A 15,253-nucleotide genomic window follows, 5' to 3' on the forward strand; every position below is an offset into this window, starting at 1 on the left:
CCTGCGACCTAGTCAATTTGGGGGCGATGCTACCCCAGCGACAGGCACGGCAATACGCTTCGAACAAAGGTCTTTTGTTTCGAAATAACAAGGGGTTAGCGGTATTAGGAGGATGTTCTGAACGCTGTAGGAACAGCGCATCTAACGCCCCCGAGGTGAGCCCTCGGGGGCGTCGGAATCAGGCCGGTTGGGCCTGGGACGACAGCGGTTGCAGCGGCAGCAATGGCGCGTGCGGATCAGCCTTGACCGATGCACGCCAGGCACCGAGCCACTCGGCATGACCTTCACTCCACACCTGCTGATGCAGGCGAGCCAAGGCTACCGGGTCGCTGAGCAATGCCAGGCGTTCGCCGTTGTTGAGGCCGGCGGGGCCGACTTTCATCGCGTGGCGCACACGTTCCTGACGCAAGTGCTCGATCGGCTCCGCCTCACGGTGACGCGAGGTCGCCAAAGCGCAGGCCAGGGCGTTTTGCTGCGGGTCGACCACCGAACGCACAAACCCGTCATTGAGGGCGTGCCAACGGTTTTCGTGGGTGTATTGCTCGGTCGACAGCAAGGCTTGCGGCGGGTTGTATTCCTCAGGGATCAGGAACAGGCTCTCGTCGCGAGACTTGAGGCCCAGCTTGACCCGGCTGGAGATCACCGACACCGGAATCGACAGCATCAGCGAGCCGACGATCGGAATCAGCCACCACAGGAAGCTTGGGTTCAACCACACCACCAACAACGCCCACAGGAAGCCCAGCAGGGTTTGCGGACCGTGACGCTTGACCGCCTCGCTCCATGGCGTGGAGTCGTCGTCACGCTGCGGCGAGTTCCAGGTCGCAGCCCAGCCCAGGAACGCGGCGAGCACGAAACGGGTGTGGAAGATCATGCGCACCGGCGCCAGCAGCATGGAGAACAGCATCTCCAGCAGCATCGACAAGGTCACCTTGAACTTGCCACCAAACTCTTTCGCGCCCTTGGCCCAGATCAGGATGATGCTGAGCAATTTAGGCAGGAACAGCAGCACGATGGTGGTGGAGAACAGCGCCACCGCCTTGTCCGGGTGCCATTGGGGCCACAGTGGGTACAACTGGCGGGGTGCCATGAAGTACTGGGGCTCCATCAAGGTGTTCACCGCCAGCAACGCCGTCGACAGCACCAGGAAGAAGAACCACAACGGCGCCGACAGGTAGGACATCACGCCGGTCAGGAACACCGCACGGTGCACCGGGTGCATGCCTTTGACCAGGAACAGGCGGAAGTTCATCAGGTTACCGTGGCACCAGCGACGGTCACGCTTGAGTTCATCCAGCAGGTTCGGCGGCAGTTCTTCGTAGCTGCCCGGCAGGTCGTAGGCAATCCACACGCCCCAGCCGGCACGGCGCATCAGCGCCGCTTCAACGAAGTCGTGGGAGAGGATCGCACCGGCGAACGCGCCTTTACCCGGCAACGGCGCCAGGGCGCAGTGCTCGATAAACGGCTTCATACGAATGATGGCGTTGTGACCCCAGTAGTGGGATTCACCCAGCTGCCAGAAGTGCAGGCCAGCGGTAAACAGCGGGCCGTAGACGCGGGTGGCGAACTGCTGCATGCGCGCATACAGGGTGTCCATGCCCGACGCACGCGGCGCGGTCTGGATAATCCCGGCATCCGGCGTGGCTTCCATCAAGCGCACCAGGCTGGTCAGGCATTCGCCGCTCATCACGCTGTCGGCGTCGAGCACCACCATGTACTTGTATTCACCGCCCCAACGACGGCAGAAGTCGTCGAGGTTGCCGCTCTTGCGCTTTACGCGACGGCGACGGCGGCGATAGAAGATCTTGCCGAAACCACCGGCTTCGCGGCACACATCAAGCCAGGCTTGCTGTTCGGCGATACAGATATCGGCTTCGTTACTGTCGCTGAGCACGAAGAAATCGAAACGGTCCAGGTCGCCCGTGGCGGCCACCGATTCGAACGTAGCGCGCAGACCGGCAAATACCCGGGGCACGTCTTCGTTACAGATAGGCATCACCAGCGCGGTGCGGGCGTCTTTCGGAATCGGCTCGTCACCGGCACTTTTACCGGAGATCCGGTATTTATCGTGGCCCGTCAGCAACTCCAGGAAGCCCATCAGCGCGGTCCAGAAGCCGGCCGAAACCCAGCAGAACAGAATCCCGAACATGATCAGGATGCTGGTTTGCAAGGCGTACGGCAGTACCTGGGTGGCCGTTTGCAGCAGGGTCTGGTTGCGGATTTCGTCGAAGTCGACCAGCGACCAGCCTTGGTACGGCATGATGCCTTTCATGTACCAGCCGGCCACAATGGTCTGGCCGAGCATCAGCACCAGCAGGATATAGCGACGGATCGAACCCACGGTACGCCAGCGTGCTGCCGGCAATACGCGCTCATCCTTCGGCGGGGCCGGAGGGTTGGTGCGACCGGTCATCCGGCGCCAACCACGCACCAGGATATTGGTGCGCCATGGCTCCGGCACCACTTTAGTCCGACGGATCGGCGGCGTGGCCTTCAGGCAAACCTGGCCGTTGGCGTCGAGCGCCAGCATCTCGGCGTCTTGCAGCTCTTCGGCGGTATTGAGCGTCAACCGGCGGCCGACCGAGGCTTGGGCAGCCTCGGTGGGGGCGTCGAACGTCTTTGACGACAGGCGTTCGTGCAGCTCGCTGAAGGAGGTGCAGCCCGCCAGTTCGGCGCGCTGCTCTGCGGTCATCGGGAGGTGCGCCAGGTACTCGGACAGGGTCTCTGGCGTGGCTTGAGAATTACTCATCGGCAGGCAACTGATAGCTCCAGGTTTCGGTCAGGACGTGTTCGGTCTTTTCCGGCTCCGGATTGGCGGGGGCAGCCTCTGGCTGCTTGGCGTCCTTGTCTTTCGCTTCCTTGGCCTCTTTCCTGGCCTGTTTTTCGTGTTGCTTGGCCAGCAGTTTGTCGGCCTTGAGCACCTGGGTCGAGACCTTCTCAGGCTCAGCTTTCACGATGTCTTCGACCAGCGCGGCACGCATTTCGGTGGGCTTGCCTGCGTCCTTGATCTTCATGCGCAGGGTCAGGCGCCAGCCTTTGGTGTGCTCGTTGTAGCGCACGCTGTTTTCAACGATTTCGGCGTTGTCACCCACGCTCACCTGGCTGCGCACTGGCGCGTCCGGTTGCAGGTTCTTCAGGGACGGGCCCTCGAAGTCCACCAGGTAGGCCACGCTGCCGTCAGGCTGGCGAATCAGGTTGGATTGCTTCACGTCACCGGTGGAACGCAAGGTCTGCTTGACCCAGGCACTGTCGGCCGGGTGCAGGTCTTTCTCGTCCATGGTCCAGTGCAGGCGGTAGCTGACATCCAGCGGCTCGCCGACTTTCGGCAGCTCGGCCGGGCTCCAGAACGCAACGATGTTGTCGTTGGTTTCGTCGGCGGTCGGAATCTCTACCAGGTCGACAGAACCCTTGCCCCAATCGCCTTCAGGCTCGATCCAGGCGCTTGGGCGCTTGTCGTAGTTGTCGTCCAGGTCTTCGTAGTGGCTGAAGTCGCGGCCACGTTGCAACAGGCCGAAACCACGCGGGTTCTCGACGGCGAAGTTGCTGACCGACAGGTGTTTAGGGTTGTTCAGTGGGCGCCAGATCCACTCGCCATTGCCGGCATGGATCGACAGGCCGCTGGAGTCGTGCAGCTCACGGCGGTAGTTGAGCACCTTGGAAGGCTGGTTCGCGCCGAACAGGTACATGCTGGTCAGCGGGGCGATGCCCAGCTTGCTGACCTTGTCACGCAGGAACATCTGGGATTTGACGTCGACAATGGTGTCGGTGCCAGGGCGCAGGGTCAGGCGATAGGCGCCGGTGGCGCGTGGCGAGTCCAGCAGGGCGAAGATCACCAGCTGTTTCTCGCCCGGTTTTGGGCGCTCGATCCAGAACTCGGTGAAACGCGGGAACTCTTCACCGGACGGCAATGCCGTGTCAATCGCCATGCCACGGGCCGACAGGCCATAGGACTGGCCCTTGCCGACGACGCGGAAGTAGCTGGCGCCGAGCATGGTCATGATTTCGTCTTGCTTGTCGGCCTTGTTGATCGGGTACAGCACACGGAAACCGGCATAACCCAGCTGTTCGGTGGCTTTAGGATCAAATTTCACGTCGCCGAAATCGAAGCGATTTGGGTCGTACTTGATTTCCTGGACGCTGTCGGCGGTCACTTCGTTGATTTTCACCGGCGTGTCGAAGTGCATGCCCTGGTGATAGAAGGACAGCTTGAACGGCGTGTTCTGATCGGCCCACTCAGCTTTTTCGTTGCGGAAACGAATCTTCTGGTAGTCGGCGAATTTCATTTCGCGAAATTCGTTAGGCAGATTGCTGCGCGGAGCTTCGTATTTCTGCCCAGCCAGCTCTTTTGCCTTGGCCGACACATCATCCAGACTGAATGCCCACAGTTGACCCGCGCCGAACAGGCAAAACAGGGCAGAGCCCGTTACCAGTGCGTTTCGTAACCGTTTGGCAGACAATTTTGGTGCATTACAGGGACTAACAATCACGAGCAACCCTCGCCGAAAACAGATCAATAAACCAACGGCCAGCTATCTATATGCCAGGTTGGCGAGCATTGTTCCGACTCCGCTGGGTCAAAATGATTCCCCAAAGGTCGTCGGACAAGTCTCTACCTAAGTCAAAAATGGACCAATTTACGCTGATCCCCATAGCGCGCGATTATCTAGTAGCCCGCGAAACAACGCATCAGGGACAACGAAGTATTTGTAGCGAAACCCTGCGTTTTTAGGCATTAAAGTCGTTTTTAATACATTCATGTCTGTAAGAGGAAGGTCACAGGGCCATCATTGACCAAATGCACCTGCATATCGGCGCCAAAACGCCCCGATGCCACCTTGCCATGCAATTGTTGCGCTTGTAACAACAAGTGCTCAAAAAGCGCGGCTCCCAGGGCCGGTTGGGCCGCTGTGGAGAAGCTGGGCCGCAACCCGCTTTTGGTGTCCGCCGCCAGGGTGAACTGCGAGACCAGCAGCAAACCGCCGCCAATGTCTTTCAAGGACAGGTTCATCTTGCCTTCATCGTCGCTGAACACCCGATAGTTAAGCAGCTTGTGCAATAGTTTGTCGGCACTCTCGGGCGTATCTGAAGGTTCCACGGCGACCAGCACCAGCAAACCCTGGTCAATCGAGCCTACGACTTCACCCGCCACCTCGACCCGGGCGCCACGCACCCGTTGCAACAGGCCCTTCATGCTTCTTCTGGCGGCAGATCAAGCAGGCGCCGTGCCATCTCGCCGGTCGCACGCACCAACGCATCGGTGATGCCGGGCTCGGAGGCGGCATGGCCGGCCTCGCGAATCACCTGCAGCTCGCTGTTGGGCCAGGCCTGATGCAGCTCCCAGGCGTTGTCCAGCGGGCAGATCATATCGTAGCGGCCATGGATGATGACGCCAGGCAGATGGGCGATCTTGTGCATATCGCGAATCAGCTGGTTGGGCTCCAGGAAGGAGTTGTTAGTAAAGTAGTGACACTCGATACGCGCAATCGACAGGGCGCGCTGCGGCTCGGAAAAACGCTCGACATGCTGCGGGCTAGGGCACAGGCCGAGCATGCGCCCTTCCCAGCCGGACCAGGCTTTGGCGGCGTGCATCTGGGCGATCTGGTCGTTGCCGGTGAGGCGCTTGTGGTAGGCGGCAACCATGTCGTGGCGCTCGTCCGCCGGGATCGGGGCAAGGTAGTCCTGCCAGTAATCCGGAAACATGCGGCTGGCGCCCTCCTGGTAGAACCAGTGAATATCCTGCGGGCGGGCCAGGAAAATACCGCGCAGGATCAGGCCATGCACGCGCTCGGGGTGGGTTTGTGCGTAGGACAGCGACAGGGTCGAGCCCCAGGAGCCGCCAAACAGCACCCATTTGTCGATGCCCAGGTGCTCGCGGATGCGCTCAAGGTCGGCGACCAGGTCCCAGGTGGTGTTGTTCTCCAAACTCGCGCGGGGTGTGGAACGCCCGCAGCCACGCTGGTCGAAGGTAACAATGCGGTACAGGTTCGGGTCAAAATAGCAGCGGCTCTGGGCATCGCAACCGGAGCCTGGGCCACCGTGGATGAAGACGACAGGCAAGCCTTCGGGGGAGCCACTCTCATCGACGTACAGCGTGTGGGTGTCATCGACGGCCAGATCGTGCCGGGCGTAAGGTTTGATCTGCGGGTACCAAGTCTGCATTGCGCGCTCCATAGGGTGTCGGGTTCATCCCTGAGGGGACGTCTATTATTCTTGCCGTCTGGCATCATAAACCCGAATTGTGCAATGAGCATGTCCTTGAATACTTAGACCTGTGTCAGCCCTTCGCTCCTGAGGTAATGCAGCAGATAGTTATAAAGCTGATCCACCTCCGGGGCTTGGCCGCGTGCGCGCAAGCAACCGTGGACCAGCCCTTTGCCGGGATACAGCACGGCGGGCACACCCGCCTGTTGCAACCGTTCGGCATAGAGCATGCCGTCATCGCGCAACGGGTCGAACTGGGCCACGGCGATCAACGCCTTGGGTAAGCCGCCGAAATGCTCGGCCAACAAAGGCATGGCATAGGCCGATGGCGTGCCCGCAGCGTGCAGGTACATTGCCAGGTAGCAGTCGGTGTCGGCAGTGCTGAGCAGGGGCGCGTCCCTGCAGTCACGGCGCGAGGGCAAATCGGCCGGGCCGCCCAGGCCGGGGTAAATCAGCACCTGGGCCATGGGCAGTGGCTGGCCGTCGTCGCGCAGCCCCAGGCACAGCGCCACCGCCAGATTGCCGCCCGCGCTGTCGCCCATCACCACCAGGCGTTGCAGGTTGATGGCGTGCGGCGCCTGCCCGGCCTGGAGTGCCTGCCATACGGCGCGACAGTCTTGGTAGGCCGCCGGGAACGGATGCTCAGGTGCCAGGCGATAGTCGATGGCGATCACCAGCACTTGCAGCGTGTTGGCCAGTTCGTAGCAGATGAAGTCGTGGGAGTTCAGCCCGCCCACCACCCAGCCGCCGCCGTGCATATATAGAAGACAGGGCCAGCCTTGAGTCGGCGCTGGAGCCCTGGGCAGGTAACTGCGCACGCCTACGCCACCCAGGGAAAAGTCCGACAGTTGCAGCCCCTCAGGCTGCTGTGGCGTGAAGGCCTGGCACATACGGTCGTAGTTGTGGCGCAAGCCTGCCAGCGACGAGTCGTCACTGGTGAAGGATTCGGTTTTGGCGATGAAGGCGGCAAGCTGCGGAGAAGTCGGATACATGCTCAATATCCCTGAGAATGGAGATATAAAGGTGGGAGCTGGCTTGCCAGCTCCCACATTTTGCCCGGCGGTGTCTTCAGAGTTTGAGGCTGGCCTGCACCGCCGCCACGCCGTCGCTGCCATCCAACGCGGTAACCCCGGCCAACCAGCGCTGCAGATCCTCAGGGTGGTCACGCAACCATTGCCTGGCCACATCCTGCGGCGACTGGCGCTCCATGATCGGCACCATCAATTGGCTTTCCTGGGCGGCGGTAAAGGTCAGATTCTGCAACAGACGGTTAGCGTTGGGGCAGCGCTCGCCGAAGTCCGGTGCGGTGACAGTGGAAACCGTGGCCCGACCTTCGTCCGGGCCGAACACATCTTCACTGCCCGTGAGGTAGGCCATTTTCATATTGATGTTCATCGGGTGCGGGGTCCAGCCGACGAACACCACGAACTCCTTGCGGTTCACCGCTCGCTGCACCGCCGCGAGCATGCCGGCTTCACCGGAAGCTACCAGCTTGAAGCCACCGAGGCCGAAGTGGTTGGTGTCGATCATCTTCTGGATATCGGTATTGGCACCGCTGCCCGGCTCGATGCCGTAGATCTTGCCGCCGAGTTTGTCCTTGAAGCGGGCGATGTCGGCAAACGTCTTCAGCCCGGCATCGGCCACGTATTGCGGCACGGCCAGGGTGGCTTGGGCGTCGGCCAGGCTCGGCGTGTCGAAAACCTTGACCTGTTTGGCGGCCAGGAATGGCGCGATGTTGTTGTCCATCGCCGGTTTCCAGTAGCCGAGGAAGATATCCAGGCGTTTGTCACGGATGCCGGCAAAGATGATCTGCTGCACCGCGCTGGTCTGCTTGCTGTCGTAGCCCAGGCCGTTGAGCAGCACGTCGGCCATGCCGGAGGTGGCGATCACGTCGGTCCAACTGACCACGCCCATGCGGATGGCTTTGCACGAGGCGGGTTCGGCGGCCATGGCGTTGGCGCTGATCAAGGCGGCACAGGTGAGGGTCAACAACAGTCTTTTCATGGATGAGGTCTCACTGGGCAGTTTTTATTGTGGGGAGTGGCGTCTGGTGCACCGTACCCACAACCTTACCCAGCGGAACCTGTGCTGACACGAACTGTGGCGACCGGCAGTTGCACTGGGGCGACCCGGAAGGCCCCATCGCAGGCAAGCCAGCTCCCACATTTTGATCTGTGAATACATTCAAATGTGGGAGCTGGCTTGCCTGCGATAGCGATATCAGCTGTAGCGCTTCTGCCCCCAGGCTAACAACCCTTCCAGCAACTGCTTCAATACCACCCGCGTCGGCTCAGCCAGATCCGCGCGATACCGGAACGGCTCAACCTCTTCCATATACGTGCTCTGGCACAGCTCCAACTGCACCGCATGAATATCCTGCGCCGGGTCGCCGTAGTGGCGAGTGATATGCCCGCCCTTGAAGCGCCCATTAAGAACATGGGTGAACTGTGGATGCTGAGCGCAGATGCCTTCCAACTGGCTGGCCAGTTCCGGGTCACACGCCGCGCCGTTGAAGGTGCCGAGGTTGAAGTCCGGCAGCTTGCCGTCGAACAGGTGCGGGATTACCGAGCGGATCGAGTGCGCATCAAACAGCAAGGCGTAGCCGAACTCGGCCTTGAGCCGCGCCAGCTCTTCTTGCAGCGTGCGGTGGTACGGGCCCCAGATCTTTTGCAGGTAGGTTACCCGCTCTTCTTCGGACGGCACCTGCCCTTCACGGAACAACGGCGCGCCATCGAACAGGGTCGCCGGGTACAGCCCGGTGGTGGCGCCGGCGTAGAGCGGCTTGTCGTCGGACGGCCGGTTCAGGTCGATCACAAACCGCGAGTACTCGGCCGACAAGGTGCTGGCGCCCAGTGCTTCGGCAAAGTCATACAACGTCGGGATATGCCAGTCGGTGTCCGGCAGGCTTTGCGCCTCGGGGATCAGCCCGGCTTCGACCGCAGGCGTCAGGCGCAAACCCGCGTGGGGCATGCTGATCAACAGCGGCACGCGGCCTTGTTTGAAATTCAGAACCTTATCCACAACAACACTCCTCAGACGGTGACGTCGACGCCATGGCGCACGACGCGTTTATCCAGTTCGCCGCCCAGCCAGTAAGCCAGGTCGGCAGGGCGATCAATCTGCCAGGCGACAAAGTCCGCAACCTTGCCCACTTCCAGCGAACCATGGGTGTCGCCCATGCCCAGCGCGGTGGCCGCATGTTGCGTGGCGCCGGCCAGGGCTTCTTCCGGGGTCATGCGGAACAGGGTGCAGGCCATGTTCAGCATCAGGCGGACCGACAGCGCCGGCGAGGTGCCGGGGTTGAGGTCACTGGCGATGGCGATTTTCACGCCGTGCTTGCGCAGCGCCTCCATCGGCGGCAACTGGGTTTCACGCAGGAAGTAGAACGCGCCCGGCAGCAACACCGCGACGGTGCCGGAAGCGGCCATGGCGATGGCGTCTTCTTCGGTCATGAACTCCAGGTGGTCGGCCGACAGCGCGTGATAACGCGCCGCCAGGCTGGAGCCGTGCAATGAGGAAAGCTGCTCGGCGTGCAGCTTCACCGGCAAGCCCAACTGCTGGGCGACCTTGAACACACGCTCTACCTGCTCGGTGGAAAACGCCAGGTATTCACAGAAGGCGTCCACGGCATCCACCAGCCCTTCGGCCGCGAGCGCCGGCAGCATCTCGGCGCAGATGTGCTCGATGTAATCGTCAGCGCGGTCCTTGTACTCCGGCGGCAGCGCATGGGCTGCCAGGCACGTGGCGCGCACGCTCACCGGCAGCACTTGGCCAAGGCGCCGCGCAACCCGCAGCATCTTGCGCTCGTTGACCAGGTCCAGGCCGTAGCCGGACTTGATCTCCACCGTGGTCACGCCGTCACGCAGCAAGCTGCGCAGGCGCTTTTCAGCGCTGGCAAACAGCTCATCTTCGGTGGCGGCGCGGGTGGCGCGCACGGTGCTGGCAATACCGCCACCTTTGGCGGCGATTTCGGCGTAGCTCACGCCTTCAAGGCGCTGCTCGAATTCACCGCTGCGATTGCCGCCGAACACCGTGTGGGTGTGGCAGTCGATCAGCCCGGGGGTGACCCACGCGCCTTGCAGGTCATGCACCTGGGCGTAGTCCGCCGTCGGAACTTCGCTGCGCGGGCCGATCCACTCAATCAGTGAATTGGCAGTGACCATCGCGGCATCCTCGATGATCGAGTATTTGCCGTGGGCCATGGTTGCGACGTGGCAGTGTTGCCAAAGCGTTTTCATCAATGCCTCCCTAAGTTATCGATGAGACAAAGCCGGGTCGTAATGGACCTTGGCCGCTTGCCCGGCGGCGGGTTTGACCCACAGCAGGTAAGCCAGCACCAGCAGCACGATCCACACGGCGCCGACCAGCAAAGCCGCCTGGGTATCCGGGAAGTAACCCAGCACACCAAACACGAACAGCATGAACACAATGGCCGCCGCTGGCGCATAGGGCCAGAACGGCACCGGGAATTTCAGTTCGGCCACTTGTTCCCTGGTCATGGAGCGGCGCATGGCGACCTGGGTAAACAGGATCATCAGCCAAACCCACACGGTGGCGAAGGTGGCAATCGAGGCGATCAGCAGGAACACGTTTTCCGGGATCAGGTAATTGAGCACCACGCCGCCGAGCAACGCCGCGCCCATCACCAGCACGGTCATCCACGGCACGCCGTGTTTGGACAGCTGCGCAAAACCCTTGGGCGCCTGCCCTTGCTGGGCCAGGCCATACATCATGCGGCCGGCGCCGAAGATGTCGCTGTTGATCGCCGAGACGGCGGCCGAGATCACCACGATATTGAGGATAGTCGCCGCCGAGCCGATGCCCAGGTTGCTGAAGATCTGCACGAACGGGCTGCCCTGGCTGCCGATCTGCGGCCACGGGTAGATGGCCATCAACACAAACAGGGTCAGCACGTAAAACAACAGGATGCGCAGCGGCACCGCATTGATCGCCTTGGGAATCACGCGTTGCGGGTCTTTGGCTTCACCGGCGGTGATGCCGATGATTTCGATGCCGCCAAACGCAAACATCACCACTGCGAACGAAGCGATCAGGCCGCCGATGCCGTTAGGCATGAAGCCCCCATGCGCCCACAGGTTACTGAGGCCGCTGGCCTGGGTTTCACCCGCCGAATGAATGCCGAACAGCATGATGCCAAAGCCGCCGAGGATCATCGCCACGATGGCGCCGACCTTGAGCAGTGACAGCCAGAACTCCATCTCGCCAAACACTTTGACGTTGCACAGGTTCAGGCCGCCGATCAAAAACACGATGCCCAGCACCCAGACCCAGCGCGCGACCTCGGGAAACCAGAAGCCCATGTAGATGCCAAAGGCGGTGACGTCGGCGAGGCAGACGATGATCATTTCAAACGCGTAGGTCCAGCCGAGCACAAACCCGGCCATAGGCCCCAGGTACGTGCTGGCGTACTGGCCGAAGGAGCCGGACACCGGGTTGTGCACGGCCATTTCACCGAGGGCGCGCATCACCATGAACACCGCAGCGCCGCCGATCAGGTAGGCCAGCAGTACGGCAGGGCCGGCCATTTGGATGGCGGAGGCGGAACCATAGAACAGCCCGGTGCCGATCGCGGAACCGAGTGCCATGAAGCGAATATGTCGGGCGCTAAGCCCGCGTTTCAAACCCTTTTCTTGCTGGTGCATTTCTCGTCCCTATTATTTTTATGAGGAGAAGATCGTTCCCACGCTCCGCGTGGGAACACATCCTGTGACGCTCCGCGTCACGACTCTGAAAGCGGACGCGGAGCGTCCAGGGCAGCATTCCCACGCAGAGCGTGGGAACGATCGTATGTCAGTCACACATGTTTCAACTGACAGATAGCTATCGCAGGCAAGCCAGCTCCCACACTGGGTTGCGTTGCGGTTACAAGCTCGGCAGGAGCTTGGCCGGCACCAGCTCATTCAGGCAGCGGCTGGCGAGCAGTTCGCTGGCGGCATTGATGTCCGGAGCAAAGAAGCGGTCCTTTTCATAGAACGCCACTTTGTCGCGCAGAATCGCGCGGGCTTTTTCCAGCTTGGTCGAGGTTTTCAAACCGTCGCGCAGGTCCAGGCCCTGGCACGCCGCCAGCCACTCGACTGCGAGTACGCCACGGGTGTTCTCAGCCATTTCCCACAAGCGCTTGCCCGCAGCCGGGGCCATCGACACGTGGTCTTCCTGGTTGGCCGACGTCGGGATGCTGTCCACGCTATGGGGATGCGCCAGCGCCTTGTTCTCACTGGCGAGCGCCGCAGCGGTGACCTGGGCGATCATGAAGCCGGAGTTCACCCCGCCGTTGCCGACCAAAAACGGCGGCAGTTGCGACATGTGCTTGTCCATCATCAACGAGATACGACGCTCGCTCAGCGAACCGATCTCTGCGATCGCCAGCGCCATGTTGTCGGCAGCCATGGCCACCGGCTCGGCGTGGAAGTTGCCGCCGGAGATCACGTCGCCTTCGGCAGCAAACACCAGCGGGTTATCCGACACGGCGTTGGCCTCTACCACCAGCACGTCGGCGGACTGGCGGAACTGGGTCAGGCAGGCGCCCATGACTTGCGGCTGGCAACGCAGGGAATACGGGTCTTGTACTTTGTCGCAGTTCTGGTGCGACTGGGACACCTGGCTGCTCTCGCCGAGCAGGTCGCGATAGGCCGCAGCCGCATCGATCTGCCCACGCTGGCCACGGGCGGCATGGATACGCGCGTCGAACGGCGAGCGCGAGCCGAGCACCGCTTCCACTGTGAGCGCGCCGCAAGCCAGCGCACCGGCGAACAAGTCTTCGCCTTCGAACAGGCCGCGTAGCGCGTACGCGGTGGACACCTGCGTGCCGTTCAGCAGCGCCAGGCCTTCCTTGGCCGCCAGCGTCAGCGGCGTCAGGCCGGCAACCTTTAGCGCTTCGGTGGCTTCCAGCCATTCGCCCTTGTAGCGCGCCTTGCCTTCGCCCAGCAGCACCAGCGACATATGCGCCAATGGTGCCAAGTCGCCGGAAGCGCCGACCGAACCTTTAAGCGGAATGTGCGGGTACACCTCGGCGTTGATCAGTGCGATCAGCGCGTCGATCACCTGGCGACGAATACCGGAGAACCCACGGCTCAGGCTGTTGACCTTGAGCACCATGACCAGCCGCACCAGCGCGTCGCTGATCGGCTCACCGACGCCGGCGGCGTGGGACAGCACCAGGGAACGCTGGAGGTTTTCCAGGTCTTCGCTGGCGATGCGGGTCGAGGCCAGCAGGCCGAAACCGGTGTTGATGCCGTAGGCGGTGCGGTTCTCGGCGAGAATCTGCTCCACGCAGGCCACACTGGCTTCGATCTGCGCCGTGGCGCTGTCATCCAGACTGAGGGTTACCGGCTGCTGGTAGATGGCTCGCAGTTGGGCAAGGCTCAGTTGGCCTGGAATCAAATTTAGCGCAGTCACATTCATGCTCCTTGTGAATTATTCTTAGTGCAAATTAGGTAATACGTGGTGCAGCAAAGCGGTGTCCTTGAGCAGCGCGGCGGCGCTCGCGATGTCCGGCGCCAGCCAGCGGTCTTGCTCGTAAGGTGGGACTTTTTCACGCAACAGACGCCAGGCACTGTCAGTGCCCGCACCGAAACGCTGGTCCTGCAAAAACTCGAACGCCTGGGCCGCCAACAGGTACTCGATGGCGAGAATCTGGGTGACGTTGGCCAACAGCTGATGCAGCTTGAGCGCGGCATTCGTGCCCATGCTCAGATGGTCTTCCTGCAGCCCCGAGGTGACGAAATTGTCGAGCACCGCCGGTTGCGCCAGCTGACGGTTCTGCCCGCACAGCGAGGCGGCGACGTACTGCACGATCATCATCCCGGAGTTGACCCCAGGGTTGCTGACCAGGAACGCCGGCAAGCCACTGACATGCGGGTTGATCAGGCGGTCGAGGCGACGCTCCGCCACCGAGCCGATTTCGGCCATGGCGATGGCGAGCATATCGGCCGCCAGCGCCACAGACTGCCCGTGCGGGTTGGCCTGGGACACCACGCGGTAGTTGTCCGGCGTGCCGAGCACCAGCGGGTTGTCGGTGGCGCTGTTGAGTTCGGTCTCGATCTGGCGCGTGGCGTGTTCCACCTGATCACGCGCCGCACCGTGAATCTGCGGGATCGAGCGGATGCTCAGCGCGTCCTGGGTGCGGATACCTTTGCTGCTGGCGATCACTTCACTGCCGTCGAGCAAGGCCCGCAGGTTGATACCGACTTGCTGCATGCCTGGGTGTGGCTTGAGGGCGATGATGGCTTCGTCAAAGGCATCGATCTGACCACGCTGGGCCTCAAAACTCATGGCGCCGATCACGTCAGCCCATTGCAGCAGGTGATGCGCATCGGCCAGGGCCAGACAGCTCAGGCCGGTCATGCACGGCGTGCCGTTGACCAGGCACAGGCCGTCTTTGGCGCCGAGCACCACAGGCTGTAAACCTTCGGCTTTTAATGCCGCTTGCGCCGTCACGATCTGGCCGCGATAGCTCACCTCACCAACGCCGAGCAAGGCCACGCCAATGTGGGCCATGTGGGTCAGGTAGCCCACCGAGCCCTGGGACGGCACTTGCGGGGTGATGCCATGGTTGAGCAACGCCAGCAGCGAATGCACCACCTGCGGGTGCAGGCCGGATTTGCCGTGGCTGTAGTTGATGACGGCCGCGCAGATGATCGCGCGGGTCTGTTCGTCGCTCAGCACCGGGCCGACGCCGCAGGCGTGGCTCAGCAGGGTGTTGCGCGACAGCTGGCTGAGTTGTTCGCCTTTGAGCGACACATTGCACAGCGCGCCCAGGCCGGTGTTCACGCCATAGGCGCGTTCGCCGCTGGTGACGATGCGCTGCACGATGGCCTGGGCATTGTCGATGCGCGCCCAGGCGTGGCCCGAGAGTTCGAGCACGGCGCCGTGGCGGGCGACGGCGACCACGTCCTGCCAACGCATCGGGGCGTCGGCGATGATGATTGTTGTTGCCTGGGACATCTTGAGCCTCTTGAATTGATCGTTCCCACGCTCTGCGTGGGAACGCCGCCTGGGACGCTCCGCGTCCCGCTGTCAGGTGTGACGCGGA

Annotated in this window: 10 protein-coding genes and 1 pseudogene; all 11 read right to left on the minus strand. The window is 62.0% G+C overall.

Annotated elements, in window-relative coordinates:
• Positions 1 to 104 precede the first annotated feature (104 nt).
• Positions 105 to 2,749 (minus strand): annotated as a pseudogene (gene mdoH / locus ASE80_RS21040) (glucans biosynthesis glucosyltransferase MdoH).
• A complete protein-coding gene (locus ASE80_RS21045; protein ID WP_177336533.1) occupies positions 2,742 to 4,430 on the minus strand; it encodes a glucan biosynthesis protein G in 1,689 nt (562 codons plus the stop codon). Before ASE80_RS21045 ends, mdoH begins: the two are co-directional and overlap by 8 nt.
• A 323-nt stretch (positions 4,431 to 4,753) precedes the next feature.
• Entirely contained in the window at positions 4,754 to 5,191 is a 438-nt protein-coding gene (gene dtd, locus ASE80_RS21050) for a D-aminoacyl-tRNA deacylase (protein ID WP_056860642.1), read from the minus strand.
• A complete protein-coding gene (pip, locus tag ASE80_RS21055; protein WP_056860643.1) occupies positions 5,188 to 6,159 on the minus strand; it encodes a prolyl aminopeptidase in 972 nt (323 codons plus the stop codon). Before pip ends, dtd begins: the two co-directional genes overlap by 4 nt.
• A 104-nt stretch (positions 6,160 to 6,263) precedes the next feature.
• Positions 6,264 to 7,193, minus strand: a complete 930-nt coding sequence (locus tag ASE80_RS21060; RefSeq protein WP_056860644.1) for an alpha/beta hydrolase — start codon at positions 7,191 to 7,193, stop codon at positions 6,264 to 6,266.
• A 76-nt stretch (positions 7,194 to 7,269) separates the two neighbouring features.
• Entirely contained in the window at positions 7,270 to 8,205 is a 936-nt protein-coding gene (locus ASE80_RS21065) for a choline ABC transporter substrate-binding protein (protein ID WP_056860645.1), read from the minus strand.
• A 216-nt stretch (positions 8,206 to 8,421) separates the two neighbouring features.
• Positions 8,422 to 9,222, minus strand: a complete 801-nt coding sequence (hutG, locus tag ASE80_RS21070) for an N-formylglutamate deformylase (protein ID WP_056860646.1) — start codon at positions 9,220 to 9,222, stop codon at positions 8,422 to 8,424.
• An 11-nt stretch (positions 9,223 to 9,233) separates the two neighbouring features.
• A complete protein-coding gene (gene hutI / locus ASE80_RS21075) occupies positions 9,234 to 10,439 on the minus strand; it encodes an imidazolonepropionase (protein ID WP_056860647.1) in 1,206 nt (401 codons plus the stop codon).
• 15 nt (positions 10,440 to 10,454) lie between these two features.
• Positions 10,455 to 11,864, minus strand: coding sequence for an amino acid permease (locus ASE80_RS21080; protein WP_056860648.1), 1,410 nt, complete (start codon positions 11,862 to 11,864; stop codon positions 10,455 to 10,457).
• A 220-nt stretch (positions 11,865 to 12,084) separates the two neighbouring features.
• Positions 12,085 to 13,623, minus strand: a complete 1,539-nt coding sequence (gene hutH, locus ASE80_RS21085) for a histidine ammonia-lyase (RefSeq protein WP_111452784.1) — start codon at positions 13,621 to 13,623, stop codon at positions 12,085 to 12,087.
• An 18-nt stretch (positions 13,624 to 13,641) separates the two neighbouring features.
• Positions 13,642 to 15,165 (minus strand): HAL/PAL/TAL family ammonia-lyase, encoded by a 1,524-nt coding sequence (locus ASE80_RS21090; protein ID WP_056860649.1) that lies wholly within the window; start codon positions 15,163 to 15,165, stop codon positions 13,642 to 13,644.
• Positions 15,166 to 15,253: the final 88 nt, after the last annotated feature.

Source organism: Pseudomonas sp. Leaf15 (assembly GCF_001421425.1).
GTDB lineage: Bacteria > Pseudomonadota > Gammaproteobacteria > Pseudomonadales > Pseudomonadaceae > Aquipseudomonas > Aquipseudomonas salomonii.

Excerpts from the sequence above, each read along its gene's own strand:
- dtd (WP_056860642.1), bottom strand. The coding sequence starts at position 5,191 with ATGAAGGGCCTGTTGCAACGGGTGCGTGGCGCCCGGGTCGAGGTGGCG.
- pip (WP_056860643.1), bottom strand. The coding sequence starts at position 6,159 with ATGCAGACTTGGTACCCGCAGATCAAACCTTACGCCCGGCACGATCTG.
- ASE80_RS21060 (WP_056860644.1), bottom strand. The coding sequence starts at position 7,193 with ATGTATCCGACTTCTCCGCAGCTTGCCGCCTTCATCGCCAAAACCGAA.
- ASE80_RS21065 (WP_056860645.1), bottom strand. The coding sequence starts at position 8,205 with ATGAAAAGACTGTTGTTGACCCTCACCTGTGCCGCCTTGATCAGCGCC.
- hutI (WP_056860647.1), bottom strand. The coding sequence starts at position 10,439 with ATGAAAACGCTTTGGCAACACTGCCACGTCGCAACCATGGCCCACGGC.
- ASE80_RS21080 (WP_056860648.1), bottom strand. The coding sequence starts at position 11,864 with ATGCACCAGCAAGAAAAGGGTTTGAAACGCGGGCTTAGCGCCCGACAT.
- hutH (WP_111452784.1), bottom strand. The coding sequence starts at position 13,623 with ATGAATGTGACTGCGCTAAATTTGATTCCAGGCCAACTGAGCCTTGCC.
- ASE80_RS21090 (WP_056860649.1), bottom strand. The coding sequence starts at position 15,165 with ATGTCCCAGGCAACAACAATCATCATCGCCGACGCCCCGATGCGTTGG.